20 protein-coding genes are annotated in these 15,862 nt (G+C 42.9%); 16 read left to right on the top strand and 4 right to left on the bottom strand.

The annotated features are described in order from the left end of the window. Window positions 1-153: 153 nt before the first annotated feature. Entirely contained in the window at window positions 154-1,041 is an 888-nt protein-coding gene (locus BCU34_RS20355; RefSeq protein WP_048660171.1) for a LysR family transcriptional regulator, read from the top strand. Here the strand turns inward: BCU34_RS20355 and BCU34_RS20350 are convergent. Then, window positions 1,033-3,714, bottom strand: a complete 2,682-nt coding sequence (locus BCU34_RS20350) for a bifunctional acetate--CoA ligase family protein/GNAT family N-acetyltransferase (RefSeq protein WP_102433188.1) — start codon at window positions 3,712-3,714, stop codon at window positions 1,033-1,035. The two genes, BCU34_RS20355 and BCU34_RS20350, sit on opposite strands and share 9 nt — an antisense overlap. A 216-nt stretch (window positions 3,715-3,930) precedes the next feature. Between BCU34_RS20350 and BCU34_RS20345 the strand changes: the two genes are divergently transcribed. Next, window positions 3,931-4,494 (top strand): SPOR domain-containing protein, encoded by a 564-nt coding sequence (locus BCU34_RS20345; RefSeq protein WP_102479984.1) that lies wholly within the window; start codon window positions 3,931-3,933, stop codon window positions 4,492-4,494. Between the two features lie 179 nt (window positions 4,495-4,673). Continuing rightward, a complete protein-coding gene (locus tag BCU34_RS20340) occupies window positions 4,674-5,669 on the top strand; it encodes a D-alanine--D-alanine ligase (protein ID WP_102433187.1) in 996 nt (331 codons plus the stop codon). A gap of 157 nt (window positions 5,670-5,826) precedes the next feature. Here BCU34_RS20340 and BCU34_RS20335 read toward each other — a convergent pair whose 3' ends face one another. After that, on the bottom strand, window positions 5,827-6,795 hold the full coding sequence (locus tag BCU34_RS20335; protein WP_048668928.1) for a tyrosine-type recombinase/integrase: 969 nt from the start codon (window positions 6,793-6,795) through the stop codon (window positions 5,827-5,829). Window positions 6,796-6,895: 100 nt separating this feature from the next. On the opposite strand from BCU34_RS20335, the gene BCU34_RS20330 reads away from it, so the two are divergent. After that, window positions 6,896-7,264 (top strand): DUF3319 domain-containing protein, encoded by a 369-nt coding sequence (locus BCU34_RS20330; RefSeq protein WP_048660165.1) that lies wholly within the window; start codon window positions 6,896-6,898, stop codon window positions 7,262-7,264. Between the two features lie 3 nt (window positions 7,265-7,267). Further along, window positions 7,268-7,579, top strand: a complete 312-nt coding sequence (gene yciH, locus BCU34_RS20325) for a stress response translation initiation inhibitor YciH (RefSeq protein ID WP_102480562.1) — start codon at window positions 7,268-7,270, stop codon at window positions 7,577-7,579. 170 nt (window positions 7,580-7,749) lie between these two features. On the opposite strand, the gene BCU34_RS20320 is transcribed toward yciH, so the two are convergent. Continuing rightward, window positions 7,750-8,118, bottom strand: coding sequence for a DUF3693 domain-containing protein (locus BCU34_RS20320; protein ID WP_102479042.1), 369 nt, complete (start codon window positions 8,116-8,118; stop codon window positions 7,750-7,752). 213 nt (window positions 8,119-8,331) lie between these two features. Here BCU34_RS20320 and BCU34_RS20315 point away from each other — a divergent pair, with 213 nt between their 5' ends. The 11 genes from BCU34_RS20315 (at window position 8,332) to BCU34_RS20265 (ending at window position 15,445) form a co-directional block, all read left to right on the top strand. Next, window positions 8,332-8,535: a hypothetical protein gene (locus BCU34_RS20315; protein ID WP_102479041.1), complete on the top strand. Its 204-nt coding sequence runs from the start codon at window positions 8,332-8,334 to the stop codon at window positions 8,533-8,535. Window positions 8,536-8,537: 2 nt separating this feature from the next. After that, window positions 8,538-8,738 carry a hypothetical protein gene (locus BCU34_RS20310; protein ID WP_017067258.1) on the top strand — a complete coding sequence of 67 codons (201 nt, stop codon included), beginning with the start codon at window positions 8,538-8,540 and terminating at the stop codon, window positions 8,736-8,738. Next, window positions 8,728-9,840: a replication initiation factor domain-containing protein gene (locus BCU34_RS20305; protein ID WP_413286280.1), complete on the top strand. Its 1,113-nt coding sequence runs from the start codon at window positions 8,728-8,730 to the stop codon at window positions 9,838-9,840. Before BCU34_RS20310 ends, BCU34_RS20305 begins: the two co-directional genes overlap by 11 nt. Next, a complete protein-coding gene (locus BCU34_RS20300) occupies window positions 9,828-10,175 on the top strand; it encodes a DUF1293 family protein (protein ID WP_108145171.1) in 348 nt (115 codons plus the stop codon). The genes BCU34_RS20305 and BCU34_RS20300 overlap by 13 nt, the downstream gene beginning before the upstream one ends. A gap of 2 nt (window positions 10,176-10,177) precedes the next feature. Continuing rightward, the gene (locus tag BCU34_RS20295; RefSeq protein ID WP_102480579.1) at window positions 10,178-10,411 is read left to right on the top strand and encodes a hypothetical protein; all 234 of its coding nucleotides are present in this window, start codon (window positions 10,178-10,180) and stop codon (window positions 10,409-10,411) included. A 2-nt stretch (window positions 10,412-10,413) separates the two neighbouring features. Next, on the top strand, window positions 10,414-10,638 hold the full coding sequence (locus tag BCU34_RS20290) for a hypothetical protein (RefSeq protein WP_016786877.1): 225 nt from the start codon (window positions 10,414-10,416) through the stop codon (window positions 10,636-10,638). A 41-nt stretch (window positions 10,639-10,679) separates the two neighbouring features. Then, a complete protein-coding gene (locus BCU34_RS20285) occupies window positions 10,680-10,880 on the top strand; it encodes a hypothetical protein (RefSeq protein WP_055319872.1) in 201 nt (66 codons plus the stop codon). Window positions 10,881-11,010: 130 nt separating this feature from the next. Beyond that, window positions 11,011-12,615, top strand: coding sequence for a hypothetical protein (locus BCU34_RS20280; RefSeq protein WP_133148573.1), 1,605 nt, complete (start codon window positions 11,011-11,013; stop codon window positions 12,613-12,615). Between the two features lie 2 nt (window positions 12,616-12,617). Beyond that, complete coding sequence (locus BCU34_RS20275; RefSeq protein ID WP_048659343.1) at window positions 12,618-12,959, top strand: hypothetical protein; 342 nt, start codon at window positions 12,618-12,620, stop codon at window positions 12,957-12,959. After that, window positions 12,959-14,200, top strand: coding sequence for a zonular occludens toxin domain-containing protein (locus BCU34_RS20270; protein ID WP_241905492.1), 1,242 nt, complete (start codon window positions 12,959-12,961; stop codon window positions 14,198-14,200). The genes BCU34_RS20275 and BCU34_RS20270 overlap by 1 nt, the downstream gene beginning before the upstream one ends. A gap of 67 nt (window positions 14,201-14,267) precedes the next feature. Beyond that, window positions 14,268-15,445 (top strand): IS3 family transposase gene (locus tag BCU34_RS20265; RefSeq protein ID WP_102420178.1). Its coding sequence is split into 2 segments (ribosomal slippage): window positions 14,268-14,526 and window positions 14,526-15,445, totalling 1,179 coding nucleotides; the frame shifts between segments, so codons are not numbered across the junction. Window positions 15,446-15,666: 221 nt separating this feature from the next. Here the strand turns inward: BCU34_RS20265 and BCU34_RS20260 are convergent. After that, the gene (locus tag BCU34_RS20260; RefSeq protein ID WP_016799651.1) at window positions 15,667-15,798 is read right to left on the bottom strand and encodes a hypothetical protein; all 132 of its coding nucleotides are present in this window, start codon (window positions 15,796-15,798) and stop codon (window positions 15,667-15,669) included. Window positions 15,799-15,862: the final 64 nt, after the last annotated feature.

Raw genomic sequence — 15,862 nt, 5'->3', positions numbered from 1 at the left:
CTATTATTTGCATTTAAATAATTTTCAATCTTATCAACTAGTTCATAATTAACACTCTTAAATGACTGTATTAAAAAGATTTTTACAGTTCCATTCATAACCTGAATACTTCTGTTTTTGTGATTCAAGTCTCATTTATAAAGTAGGAAAGCCATGCATAGTCCAATAACACTTGAAGCATTACACATATTAGATGCCATTGATCGTCGTGGGAGTTTCGCAGCTGCAGCGAATGAACTGGACCGAGCACCTTCTTCATTGAGTTATCAAATCCAAAAGTTAGAACAAGACTTAGATATCATGATTTTTGATCGCTCAGGACACCGCGCCAATTTCACTGAAGCGGGGCAGTTAATATTAGAACAAGGTAGGATCATTCTGGGTGCCACTGAACAACTCGTTAACGATGCGAGTATTCTTGCTAACGGTTGGGAGTTGGATTTAACCATTGCTTTCGATGGCATTATTCCGATTGCTAATTTCTTCTCGTTAGTCGATGAACTAGGGAAAATCAGCAAAACACGCGTTCGCTTACAAGAAGAGATCTTAGCTGGATGCTGGGAATCACTCACAGATGGTCGTGCTGACCTGCTTGTTTGCCCGAAACTCGACACCATCCCAAACGATATGAAAAGTGACGTAATCGGCAAGATGGAAATGGTATGGGTCGCGGCATCAAACCACTACGTTCACAAGCGTTCTGGCGAGTTTGACCAAAAGGCTAGAGAAAGTTACAGGGTAATTGCAATCGCAGATACTGCACGCGATCAACCCGCTTTAAGTCGCAACATTCTAGAGAAGCAACCTCGTTTAACCGTGACAAGTTTCCCTGCAAAGGTTGAAGCTCTGACAAGTGGATTAGGGATTGGCACCTTGCCGAGTAGTATTGCTAAGCCGCTGATTGAATCTGGCGTACTACAGCAGATTTCGGGTACAGAACCACAGCCGATCGATATCGTCATGGCTTGGCGACGTAACAAAATGGGCGACGCCAAGTCTTGGTGTATCCAACATCTTAAAAAGACATGGGCGTTAAAGTAACGGTAACACCATATCTGCAGTACCGTCTTCAAAACTGATATCTAGCTTAAAACCGAGCTTTTGAGCTAGTGTCAGCATCCCTCTATTGGTTGGCATCGTCATACCCGACATCTGTTTAGTCTGCTTTGCTCGGCAGTAATCGATAACTTTCGTCATCAGAATACGACCTAAGCCGACACCTTTCAGATCGGAACGTATCAGAATCGCAAACTCGGCATCGGTGTTCTCTGGGTTAATCAGCGCTCTCGATACACCGATGATTGCAGGAACCCCTTGTTCTTCACGCACCACAACAAAGGCGATCTCTCTATCGAAATCAATCTGAGTAAAATTAGCCAACGCTTCATGATTGAACTCACCGACATCACTAAAGAAACGTTTATAAAGATCCTCTTTAGATACGCGATTAATAAAGTCAGCATGGAGCGGTTCATCTTCGGGCAGAATAGGGCGTAACAACACTTCGGTTCCATCTTTTAGCTGGATACGTTCTTCAAGCTCGACTGGGTAAGGGCGAATGGCCAACCTTTCTTGCGGGTCTCCTTCGTAGGCTTTCAATATGATATCGGCATCTAAGATCGTGAACTTGTCTCCGTTGGCCAGTACTGGATGGATATCTAAATCATGTATTTCAGGGCAATCAACGACCATCTGCGATATACGAACCAATAATTCAGAAAGGCCCTCTATATCAATCGGGTTAGGGAGCTTTTGTAGGCGAATCTTGCCACTTTTTATCGCTCGAATAATCAAGTAGCGCGCCAGTGTCATGTTGAGCGGTGGGAAAGCAGCGGCCGCATCAATCGATTCATCCCACTCCGAACCACCTTGTCCAAGTAAAATGATTGGGCCAAAGGTTTCATCGGTTGTTACTTTGACTCGTAGCTCTTGGCCACCCGCGATCTTGGCCATACCTTGAATTAACAAGCCGTGGATGTGAGCTGTAGGGAAGGATAGTTGAGAACGATCGAGAATTGCCTGAGCAGCATTGGCAACTTCACTGCTGTTTCGTAAATTGAGCATCACACCTTGAACGTCTGACTTGTGTGCAATGTCTGGCGAACGAAGTTTTACGGCAACCGGATAACCAATTGTTTCTGCAATGTGTACCGCTTCACTTGGATCAGAAGCGATCCAAGTTGGCAACACATCGAGGTTGAAGCTCTTGAAAAACTGGCTATTTTGGTGAGTATCAAGGCTAACTGTATCTTTATCCAGTAGTTGTCGTTTTATCCAACTTTTCGCATCTGCTAGATCTTCAATGTGTACTTTTTCAGCGGTAGTCGGCGTTTCCATTAACTGACGTTGATTACGTCTGTATTCGACCAAGTGCATGAATGCGACCACTGAGCTTTCAGGCGTTCGATAGGTCGGGAAACCCGCTTCGGTAAACAGCTTTCGCGCTGGCCTAGCTGTTAACTCACCAGACCAATTCGTCAGGATGTTAAAGCGCTTGTGGCGAGGGTGCTTCTTAATCGCTTCAATAATTCGTTCAGCCGTTCTAGCGGAATGTGCAATCGCAGAAGGGCTATGCATGATAAGAATCGCATCCGCTTCATCGCCATCGAGTAAGATGTTTATGGTATCGATATAACGCTGATCACCAGCATCACCAACAATATCGATAGGATTGCTGTGAGACCAACTAGATGGCAACACCTTGTTCAACTTATCAAGAGTCTCTTGTGAAAACTCTGCGAGCTTGCCACCGCGGTCAAATAGCGTATCCACGGCCATAATCGCAGGGCCGCCACCGTTGGTAACAATAGCCAAACGCTCACCACGCAATGGTACTGAATGAGTCAGTGTCTCTACCGCAGCAAACAATTCATGTAAGTTCTTAACTCGCAACATGCCACTACGGCGAATCGCGGAATCGTAGATAATATCTAAAGTATCGGCACCACCGGTGTGTGCCATTGCGGCCGCTCGCCCTTTCGCTGTTCGTCCGCCTTTTAGCACTAGAATTCGTCTGTTGCGCGATGCCGCACGCGCTGCAGAAATAAAGCGCCTCGCATCAGTAATGCTGTCTACATAAAGTAATATCGCTTCGGTGTGAGAATCGGTACTCAGATAATCCAATAACTCCGAGAATTCGATGTCACTGCCATTACCTATAGAGATAAACGCCGAAAAACCGATCTCTTTGTCATTAGCCCAATCGAGAATCGTGGTACACACAGCTGCAGACTGAGAAACAAAGGCGATTTTACCGGGTAATGCTGTCACAGGAGAGAATGAGGCGTTTAAATTTAACCAAGGGACAATCACTCCCAAACTATTGGAACCTAACACTCGAATGTTGTGTTTTTTGGCAATCGCTAGGCATCGTTCATCATACGTCTCACCATTATCGCTTTCTTGCTGCATGTCGGAAGAAAGCACAATGACAGAGGCTATACCTTTCTCGGCTAGTTCTTCAAAAATGGCGACATTACGGGTCGCATTGGTACATAAAATGGCAAGGTCAGGAACAATCGGTAGTGACAAAATATTTTTATAAGAGAGTACGCCTGCCACCGAGTCATATTTTGGCGTAACTGGCATCACTGCACCTTTAAAATCCCCGTGCAACAAATTGTTCATGACGATATACCCTGCACGCGTTTCTCTTTGAGAAGCACCAACAACAGCGATTGAACGGGGTTTAAGTAGGGGATCAAGATGATTCATAGACATATCCTAGCAATGCACGTAAGTTCATCGTAACTTACTTTGCACTCACGGGTTGATGGCAAATTCACCGAATTAAGATGAATAAGCAGACACTGCATAAAGTTTGTGAAATAGGTCACCCACTAATGGTGTATAATCTCAAAGTTAACTTGATTCTAAACCGACGTATCGGCATGATTTATAGTAATTATTATTAAGGATATAGAGCTTTCCATGAAAAAATTTGCAATTGTGACTTTGCCACTGCTCTTGGCTGCATGTGTATCTGACGACTACGTTACCAATGTCACTTCAGATAGTTATCAAGAAGAATACAAAACGGCCAAAGTTGAAGCTCCAGTTGTATCTCAATCTGAGCAAACAGGCGTTGTTGAAGAAAACGTTGTCAACGTGATCAGAACTGAACCTGTTGAACAGAAAGTCACTCAAACGACTCAAGCGAAGCCAGTTGCAGTAGTGACAGGCTCAACCAAGAAACAGCAAGACATGAATCAGCGCTTTGGTTACACCGTTCAAGTTGTTGCTGTTGGCAGCCAAAGTAAAGTCGATTCTTTCGTGAAAATGCTACCTACGACTTCTCAACCAGTTTGGGAAAACTACAAAATGGTTAACGGTACCAAATGGTTCACCGTACTTTACGGTGACTACGCAACGCGCTTAGAAGCTAAAAAGGCAATCTCAACACTGCCGAACACTTTCCAAAACTTGAAGCCGTTCGTTAAGAGCATTGATGACATCAAGAACTCTGAATACCCTACGCTTAACAAGTTGAACTAAGTTTTGATTCATAAAGAAGGGGCAAATGCTCCTTCTTTTGTTTTAAGACTCGCTGTTTTGTTTAATAGTTAATCGCTCGATCTTTCGAACGCAATTTTAACAATCAAAACACTGTACCTATCTCGACTTTTGTTTATCATTGAAGTCAGTATTCCTAGTTTCAAGGACCGAATTTACCCATGAACACCACAAACATACTTCTACTTTGCGGCGGTGGATCTTCAGAGCATGAAGTGTCTTTAGTTTCAGCCAATTACCTTTTCGAACAACTCAATAGCGTTGCAGATTTCAACGTTGTGAGAGTTGAAATTAAAAACGAAGGCTGGTGTCTTGATTCAGGTGAATTGGTTTATCTTGATATTAACGATCAAACCCTGCGCGGTGACAATTTAGAATCTAAAGTCGATTTTATCGTTCCTTGCATCCACGGTTTCCCAGGTGAAACAGGTGATATTCAATCACTGTTCGAAATGGCGAAAATCCCGTACTTAGGTTGTGGTTCAGAAGCGAGTAACAACAGCTTTAACAAAATCACTTCAAAGCTTTGGTACGACGCACTTGGCATTCCAAACACGCCGTACCTGTTCTTATCAGACAACAATGATCAAGCTCACTCACAAGCAACTCAAGCATTTGAAAAGTGGGGTAAAGTGTTCGTGAAAGCGGCTCGTCAAGGTTCTTCTGTGGGTTGTTACCAAGTTAACCAAGTAGAAGATTTGAGCGAGGCTATCAACAAGGCGTTCACTTTCTCGGACCAAGTATTGGTTGAGAAATCAGTGGTGCCTAGAGAGCTAGAAGTTGCTGCTTATGAAATCGATGGCGAGCTACATATCAGCAAACCGGGCGAGGTGATTGCACCGAACGGCGCATTTTACTCTTACGAAGAGAAGTACAGTGCAGACAGTCACTCGATCACTGAGGTTGAAGCAAGCAACCTCACTGATGAGCAGCGTGAACTGATTGCAGAAAGCGCTCGAAAAGTGTTTACACAGATGAAGCTCCGCCATTTATCTCGTATCGACTTCTTCTTAACGCAAGACAACGAAATCTATCTGAACGAAGTCAACACCTTCCCAGGTATGACGCCAATCTCCATGTTCCCTAAAATGGTTGAGCATGACGGCCACAAATTCAGCCAGTTCTTAGAGAACTGCGTGAGAACAAGCCTTTCTTAGGTTTCTAACTCGTTTTCGTTCACTTAGAGCTGAACCCAAAAGTGCCTTAAGCTTTCGCCAAGGCACTTTTTGTTTTTAAAGCTAGCCGTTTTTTACGAATCTATCATTTAGCCACAACTTATATCCAAGTAACAATATCCAAGTAATTACGAACCGTTTATTGCCAAGGTATTAGCGCCTTAAACTTCATCTTCTCACTCTCAGCCGTTCCCGTGAAACCCACATATTGGGCTGGCATGGCAGGGCTAAGCCAGCGACCAAAGTCCTGAATCTCTCTAACCTTAAGACCTTGTTTCGACAACTCTTGTGCGGCACCAACACGAATCGAATTTCCAGAGAAATGGTGGTTTTCTGGAAGTTGAAGTAAGTCGCTTGCTCTTCTCAATATTCGGTATATGGACGAATCATCTAAAGGCTGTAAACCAATATTCTCATGCTTGTCTATCGCACGAAACACAGGCAAATCGTCTTGTGGTCCAGTAAACGAAAGCCAACGTTGAAGTGCAACACTGGCTATTTGTGATAACTGATAAGCTGAATCTTTGACTGTTACTTGGTAATGATCTTCAACGTACTCAACATCGGTCATCGACAACGCCTTAAGTTCTGAGCGCTTTAAAGCACACTCGAACATAACGTTATAAATAGCGATGTCTCTGATCTCTTTCAAGTTTGCTTTATCATGGGAGAGTAACGTATTTAAATCAGTGAGATGCACAGATGTCATAGCATTGGTTTGTTTGGCGTCACCGGCCATTTGAGATTGTAAGTGGAGCAGGGTAAAGCGAACTTGCCTATGCTTGATCGGGTTAGCAAAGCTCAACACAGTATGTAACATACTAAGCGTTGCAGTGTAACGTTTCAAGGATGCGTATTTTCTATCGTTGGACTCCGTCTCAAGAAATCGACGCACAGCGGTTATAGAAGCGGGAAGTGTGTTAATACGATGTTTGGTACAGAACGCATGATAGCGATTCCAATCACTATAGATACCCAACAGTGAATTGTGAGAGTATTGAAATCCCGTCAATTCATCTATAATTTCAATTGTCGCGTGCCTGTTTAATTTTTCAACAAATGAATTAATTATCACAGAGTCGGTTAAAATAGGGACTTTTTTTCTCAAATTACCGTACCTCAACAGGTTTTTTTACCATATTATGCTTGATATCATTATAAGTATACTTATGATTAATGTAGTGAAAACAAAAAGATGATTAATAGATATGGCTAATTCAATTTACCGAAGCGTCCATCTTCAATCGATAGATGCTAATAACACAGTTTGGCGTGCTAAATTAAAAAACAACGTTATTCAGGGCAACCTAGCTGCCGTAAAAAAGAGTATTGATTGGTGGATTGAAACCGCGTCTATTATTGATCCAAAAGAATTCACGTCATTAAATAAGTCGAGAGGAACTGGTGGCTCGACTGAAAACTTCAACGGCTACCAAATCAAGAATGACACTGGTGAGCCTAATGCGTGGTATTGCATGTTTAACGGTCGCTTAATCAAAGGCGGCAAGATTGCAATCCAGCGTCATATAGAAGCTTACTTACTCGCAAAACAAAAAGCAGAGCAACAAAAGAAGTAATTTATGAGCCTAGTATATTCAACAGAAACAGGTCGTATTAAACCTGAAGAAGAGAAAGTCCAACGTCCTAAAGGCGATAGTATCGTTCGAATCCAAAAAGAAACCAAAGGCCGTAAAGGCAAAGGCGTTTCTGTCGTAACTGGCTTAGACCTAGATGACGCACCATTAAAACTAATGGCAGCAGAACTCAAAAAAGTGTGCGGCTGCGGCGGCTCAGTAAAAGATGGTAACATCGAAATTCAAGGAGATGCTCGTGACAAGATCAAAGCGCACCTTGAAAAGAAAGGCTACAAAGTTAAGTTTGCTGGCGGTTAATCTCTAACTAATACCAGGGTTAAAATCGAAGATTATTATCACTGGTTATTAGGTATTTTATGGTAAATAGCCAATATGGTTAAATACACAGTATAAATTAGAGACTATCGACACAATATAAAGGCAGGGCATCACATAAAGATACCTGCCTTACAATCTCCAAAACCAATTTAACATAACGCACATAATACGCAGTTGGCTAGTGCTTTATTTGGGGTGGCTGCCATCAGTGCTAATCCCGCGCAAGTCATTGAAATCGCTTTTAATCCTAGCCCGTTGCACTTTTTTGCTATGTGTTCCCACATCTGTTTAATCTCTGGATTTTCGTTGCGGTCAACGTGACAACCAAGCAAAGCCATCTCTGGATCAATTCCTGCGCTTTCTGCAAGAAAAACTGCTTCTGAATCAGATATATAGCGAGTTCCTTTTCGCATTTCACCAATCCGCTGTCTTGGTAGATTCAAATCATGTGCAATCTGCTTATCTTGTACGTAGTTTTGCGCCTTTTTGTAGGCATCTAACAGTTCATTTTGATACATAAGACATTCTCCCTTTAGCTACATTCTAGCTGATTAGGCATGATTTTCCGTGCTTAACAGGCACAACTTTTCGTGCCTATAATCTTCCTCAGAGAAACAAGCTTCCTTGTTTCAATACTTTGACTGTCTAGGTTTGGGCTGTTCGCCCTTGACGCTTATAGCTCAACTTAGACGGTCAATCCCAATTCTCAATAATCAGTCAAGGTGGTTGTTATGGTTAATGTTCTATTAGTTTCTGGGTGTCTACCTCGTTACTTTGCAGGCTTTGGTACCACAGCTAGCGGTAAACCTTTTGTGATCACTACAGCTCAACACTTTCACAGTAAGTTCCTTTCCGCGTCTGACGCACACAGCATTGTTGAACATCTCAAAGACTCTTGGCCTTTAGCTCAAGTCTCTTATGTTGTGAGCGATTAATCATGGATTCTATCTACTTCGACAACGAACCCAATCATGGCATCAACGCCTATTTTCCTTGGGGTCATAATTTCTTTAAGTCTCCGCGTGAGTTCTTCCAGTTCATGGAAGCTCACTATGGAATGGTGTCATTTCAGATTGTTGAAATCACCGATGAGAACTACCAAGAGCTTTTGGTTAAGGGTGTGTTCCATGCCATCTAAAAAGCCTCATAAGTTCCATGATGAAATTCGTCCGGTTCAAGTGGATCACCTAGCCTTTTCGTTTTCGTACGGTTCGCTTAGACACTTGGATAACTCGAACGAACAAGACTTTATCAACATGCAGTTTCCTGAGTTTAAAAAGCAAAGCGTTAAAGGTCGCTTTAACTCACCAGAAGCGATAGAGAAATCAATCGAGTTACACCGTAACAAGTGTCGTAAGGTTTTAGGCGATAGGTTTGATGAGTTCATGTTTAAAGTCTTTAACTTTCGTCTGTCACCTATGCGTGGCCGTGGCTTACATGGCTATGAAGATTCGATGGTCATTTACGATTCTACGGGAACAGTTGAATGTGGCTTAGTCGGTATTGGCGGTAATAACGATACGGTATACGTGCAAATCAATGGTACAGGTTGCGCTAAGTTGTTCGACTTCACCACACACAAAAAAGTGCACTGGTGGTTGTCACTTTTGGGTATCACTCGCCTAGCCCGTTTGGATCTCTGCGTGGATGACTACACCGGAATCTTTGACTGTAAGTATGCTGAGAAATGTTTTTATGAGGGAGCATTTCGCACTGCTTCTCGTGGCCGTGGTCCGACAATGGTTCCTCATAAGCGCGTTTCACAATCCGGTGAATTATCAGAGGAAGCTGTCCTTGTTGGCTCTCGTACCTCTGCAATTTACTGGCGTGTGTACAACAAGAAGTTTGAGCAAAACATCGCTGATCCTGAAGTGATTTGGTACCGCAATGAAGTGGAATTGAAGAAGTGTGATTTGGCACTACTCGCCTCGCCTGCTTCGGCCTTTGCTGGTCTGTGTGACTTCTCGGCCAGTATCGACCCTGCTGAACCTATGAAGATTGAGCTTAACAAAAAGAAGGCCGGTCTTGAGTTCTTTGCTCGTATTGCTTGGGTTCGTCGCCAATGTGGTAAAGCACTTTCTGAAGTTGTGGCAATGACTGAGGGTGACTTGGGTGAAGCATTCGGAATGCTCATTCCTACGCACCATAGGCGCGCCAACTTTGAAACCTCGTTAGGCATTCCTGACGAATACACTAAACAGAAAATCGAAATTTTGGAGTCAAGAATATGCCTACAATAACTGGTATCTCTATCAAGCGTTTCCCGAAATCTAATATGGAGTTCGCGGAGCTGTCTGTCCTACGTGCTGTTGAAGAAGTCGATAACGAGAAGTTTCAACAAACTGGTATCGGTTTCTCAACTGACATCCCTTACAACAAGCAAGCGCTGAAAATTGATGTGGCCTACGCTCGTCAGCTTATCCAAACGCGCGCTTTTGTTGCTAACCGTGAATACGAACTGAGCTTTGGTGCTAACCCAAATGATCCTCTAGATATCTTGGTGAACAAGCTTGTCCCTGTCGATGAAGAAATTAAAAAGCACTTCGATAACTTTATGAAAGCTAACAAGGCTTAATTATGGAAACGGTCGTTTATCAATTAACTGGCGATGATTTGGATACTCTGATTGAAGCTCTAATTATTACCATGGTCGTGTTCTCACTATTTGGTCGTGTTTGCTCGTTTGTAATTGATTGGATTGACCGCTTGCTTCTGACGAGAACTATCCGTGATTTAGAGGTTAAAAGAGACTTTCTTTTGTCTGAAATTGGCTCTCTCAATCGTCAAAAAAGTGCTTCAAGTAAGGCTTAACAATGAACTGCATTACGACCACTCAGCAAGGTTACTTAAGAACGTCAACCGACTTTGATTGTCAGCTCGTAATGCTCACAGATTCTGAATACAACAATTTAGTCTCTGCGTCTCAATCTTTGAACATCGACAGTGAACTCTACACCGCGGTTTCAGGTTGGATTTTATTATCTTTCGTTTCTGGCCATGTGCTAGGACGAATCTTAAAAACTCTTGGCAAAGGCTAAGGGTCAACTTTTAGTAACACACTCTTAAAAAAGGAAATATCATGAAAAAACGTCTATTGGTTCTAGGTTCTACTGCATTTGTTTCTGCTTCTTCATTTGCTGATAACACTGCAATTACAACCGCTATCAACGAAGCTGTAACGACAGGTCAATCGAACTATGGTTTGGTTGTGGTTGGTCTTATCGGTCTTGCTGCGATTGGCTTTGGTCTTCGCGCTATCATGAACTCTATGGGGAACTAATGGGAGACATTGTCTCTCAAGTCGTAACCGTCCTGTTTGGGGTGGTTATGGCTATGTCATTCGTATATGGCGTATATACGGGTATCAATGCCTCCTAGTTTGGGGGCTTTTTTATATCTAGGCTTTGAATATGAGAATAATACGATACACGCTCTTGGTACTGTTCGCGTCTTTAAGTAGTTACGCTCATGCCATTAGCTGCCCTTTGGGGGAAGTTGATGATGGTGGCGTTTGTACTTCGGTTTGCACCGTATTGAAATCTCAATCACGAACCTATACCTATGATGCTTACATATGGGGCGAAAGCCCAACCTCTGCGTGTATTGGCCAATATGGTTCAGCTTGTGTTCTTCGTGGAAGCTCTGTATCGATAAGCGTTGACCCGACCAAACGTATGTGGAGTAATTCTTTTACTTTTACGGGTGAAAAATGTTCTAGTGGTGATAGCTTTTCAGGTGACTCAGCCAAGCCTTTCCCTTGGGAGGGTGACATTAATATGAATGGCATTCTCGACAGTGAGGAAGATTGGGATGGTGACGGAATCCCTAACCATTCCGATGCGAATCCAGAGAGTAATGACAATGTGGTTGCCGATACTGACGCAGATGGTATCCCCGACCGAATTCAATCCGACTATGACAAGTTAGTCGAATTAAAAGAGATCAAGAACTACAACTGTGTTGGTGGTTTGGATTGTATGAACACTAAGGCGTGGTCGGATTCAGTCAGAGAATTGTCCAAAAACCAAAATGATTTGGTTGGTGTAATCGATAAATTGGTACGAACGGGTATCACTCGTAAGCAGTTTAATGAAGCGCTTGATACTTATAATGGCGGCCTCAACGAAACGATCATTAACGGTCATCAAAGCATTCGACAAGACATCTCCCACCTTCACCGTAACTTCATCGAAAGAACGGGCAACATCAATGAGATACCCAATCGCATCAGCAACATGGGCGCTAACCTTTCATACAAATTTGTAGAAATGGACAAAGCGCTATCTGAGGTTGAGCAAAACATACTAAATCAAACCTATGCTTTGGATTATCGACACGTACAAGCCAAACAGTTGCTATTAGACGTTCAATACAAACTCGATAACTTAGAAGTCGACGTTGACCTTGATGAGCTTTCGCTTTCAGAAACCGACTCGAACCGATTAAGAAACGCAGCTAAGGCCAGTGCCAACCAAAAGATACTCAAACGCATGGAGTCATCCCAAAAAGAGATGACAACTAACGTGTCAGGCCTTTCAGACCAGGTCACGGTTGTTGATGGAAAACTGGATTCTTTGAATACACAACTAGGCACCCTATCTTCTCAAATAGACGGTATAGACGGCTCTGATATGTCCGGTGTCGAAAGTAAGCTGACTGACCTCATCAATGGTGTCACTAACAACAATAACTTTGTTGAACCTAACTATGGCTTTAATGGTGAGGGTTTCATTGTCACTCAAAACCAAATAGCTGAAGTTCAAAATGAAGTCACAGAAATCAAACAAGAAATGACCGATGAATTTGAAAAGTTCAAAGCGTTATTCTCTATCGATACCAGCTCTTTCAATAACGGCACCTATAAAGAGCACTCATTAAATCTCAATGTTAACCATGCAGAACGCTCTTTCAAATCAGGTGTGCTCTCTGCTCTATTGGAGAACGCCACGATCATTTCAGCTGTTGTGATGTTCTTGTTTGTTTTGTCTGGCATCAGAATGTTAGGTAAGGATTAGTTATGGATTACATCTACTCTTTTATTGATTGGATTAGCTTACAGATGGCATTTATTACTGACTTCTTTAAAGCTATACCCCAAATGACGTTAGACCTCTTTTCATACATCCAGATTTTCATGATTAAGATGAAGTTAAAAGCGGAATTGGAGTTCATTAAACTCTCTTACAACTCGGCTCAAATTCTCTTAAAAGAGATCGGCTTTAACGACATTCTGTCCAAAGCTTTTAATGCTTTACCTGATGAGCTGAGGTTTTATGCGTTTAAGTTTGGCGTCCCTCAAGGCCTTGCAGTCTGGGCTAACTTCTTCACTACCGCTTTAGTGATGAGGTTATCTAGATAATGGCGATTACCATAAGAACAGGCGCTAACGGCTCTTACAAGTCTGCATACACGGCTTACTTTTCTATCTACCAAGCTTTGAAAGCAGGTAGAACGGTTGTGACTAACATCGAGGGTATGCAGCCTTTAACCGTCATTGAAGAGCGATTTAATATCCAATTCCCTAGCACCGCTAAACTCTTTCGTATTAGCTCTAGGGATGAATCTGGCGTTCACCTTTGGACGCATTTCTTCTGTTGGTGCCCTATTGGTGCGCTTATCGTTATTGATGAGTGCCAAGATATATTCTCTAAAAACGTCGGCTTTGATATTCGCAAAGTGAAATACAAACCGCTATCTGACTTCATCACTCAATCACCTCGTGACGGTTTACTACCTAAAGATTACGAACGCTTTTTCAATTCTCGTTACACCCCTGCGAACATGGACGAATTACAAGATTCTGAAATAGATGATAGAGGGATTGCTGAGTACGATTCAGAAGGCAGAATTATCTATCCTCATAGCTTCAATGAGGGGTTCATGAGACATAGAAAATATGATTGGGACATCGAGTTGCTTTCACCAGATTGGAAGCAAATTGATTCTGGCATTAAAGCCTGTGCGAATCAGAACTTCTTCCACAAGGGACGCGATCAGTTTTTCTGGACGAAACGAAATCCTTATATCTTGAAGCATGACAAATCGGTATCGACTCCTGTCATTCCCAAAAAGAAAGACGTTAACTTAACCAACCAAAAAATCCCTCTAGACTCTTTCCTACTCTACAAATCTACGGGTACAGGCAGCGCGAAACAACAATTAGCCATGAATACGCTTTTTCGTAACCCTAAAGCTATTTTGGTTTTCCTTTTATCCATCTTCTGTTTGGGGTACATAATCTATGACTTATCCAATCGTTATTTTGAAACTACTGAGACGGTGGAGGAAGCGGGACAAACAACGTCTTCAACTGCCGTTCCTAAGCAAAGTGAAACACTACCTAGTGAAAATAGTGAAGCTTCTGGGGATGTACGTTCTAGTGGGGATAGCAGTAAAGGCACTGACAAAGATAGCCTTTCTCATGTTCCTATAGCTGAGGTTCTTCCTTTTGAAGGAATTAAGAAAGCGTATGTAACGGGGATTAATTTCGCCATCAAGAGAGGAGCTATCGAGCAACACATTAGCATCGAGGTGGAAGCTCTAGACGGTCTTTATTATGTAAACGAAAACTTCCTAAAGGCTTATAACGTTACTGTGTAGTGGTACGCTGAATTTGGTCACTTAGTTAGAGGTGATATCATCACCTCATAAGTTAACAGGTGACACTATGACAAAACGTACAAGAAGACTATTTAGCGCTGAATTCAAATTAGAAGCGGCACAACTGGTTCTAGATCAGAACCACTCTGTGACAGAGGCTGCTCAAGCTATGAATGTTGGGAAGTCCACGATGGATAAGTGGGTTCGCCAACTAAAAGAGGAACGTCAGGGGAAAGCACCTAAAGCATCGCCGATGACGCCTGAGCAAATTGAAATACGTGAATTAAAAAAGAAGTTAGCTCGCCTTGAAGAGCATAATGAAATATTAAAAAAAGCCACGGCTCTGTTGATGTCGGACTCACTGAACAATTCTTGATAATCAAGAAACTCAAGCAGAGCCACAGCGTAAAAATATTATGTGAAGTGTTCAATGTTCATCGAAGCAGTTATAACTACTGGCGAAAACGTCCAGTAGAAATTGATGCCGAAACAGCAAAGCTCCGTAGTTTAGTTAGCGAGGCACATGCCGCAAGCAACGGTTCTGCGGGAGCGAGAACCATTGCAGACATAATAACGAGTCAGGGAACTAACCTGAGTCGCTACAGAGCAACGAAGTTCATGAAAGCCCTTGGTCTAGTGAGCTGCCAAGTGCCAAAACACAGGTATCGTAAAGCATCACAAGAACATATTGAGATCCCAAACCTCTTAGGCCGCCAGTTTGCAGTTACGGAGCCAAACAGAGTTTGGGTTGGTGACGTTACTTATGTTTGGACTGGCTATCGTTGGATGTACTTAGCCGTAGTTTTAGACCTGTTCGCTAGAAAAACGATTGGTTGGGCAATGTCATTATCGCCCGATAGTCGATTAACTCGTAAGGCTCTTGCCATGGCTTATGAGTCTCGTGGTAAACCACAGGGCGTCATGTTTCACAGCGATCAAGGCAGTCATTATACAAGCCGAAGTTATCGGCAATTACTGTGGCGCTTTCAGATCAAGCAAAGCTTATCTCGACGAGGAAATTGCTGGGATAATGCACCAATGGAACGCTTCTTTAGAAGCTTGAAGACGGAATGGATACCTACAGTAGGTTATCGGAGCTTTGCAGAGGCACAACAAGAAATTACTCGATACATTATTGGGTATTATTGCCAACTCCGCCCGCACCAATACAACGGTGGTTTGACTCCCAATGAATCAGAACGATTGTTCTGGTTAAACTCTAGGAACGTGGCCAATATCAGTTGACCACTACACTGTCGACCACATTGATGATTGCCTGTTGAAACTGAACAGAGGCCAACTGTCGAAGTTGATAACATGTAAGCCTTACGCAGCTGCGGCAGCCGCTTTGCCAGAAGTGAGTCGAGCTGATGTCAGTTTGTTTTAGCTAGCCCCGCAGGGATAAGAGAGTGCGAAGCGCGAACGAGGCACCGAGCCACACCGTAGAGGTTATTAGTCCGTATGTCTCAACTGGCGAGTGTTTCTAACTGCCAATGCCAATCTAAGTAGCACCCTCCCTCATCCTGCCAGAATCGCTCTTTAAGGCCTTGCCACATCGGTAAGGCTTTTTTGTGTTCACTAGCTTTCTTTAAGATCATTTGAGTGTCGAAAAGGATCTCTTTCCAGTGCTGACGGACAACAAGTGAGAACGACGAAGACTGA

Source organism: Vibrio sp. 10N.286.45.E10 (assembly GCF_002874195.2).
GTDB classification, from domain to species: domain Bacteria; phylum Pseudomonadota; class Gammaproteobacteria; order Enterobacterales; family Vibrionaceae; genus Vibrio; species Vibrio crassostreae.
The sequence above is the reverse complement of the archived record's forward strand: the minus strand, read 5'-3'. Positions and strand labels throughout refer to the sequence as shown.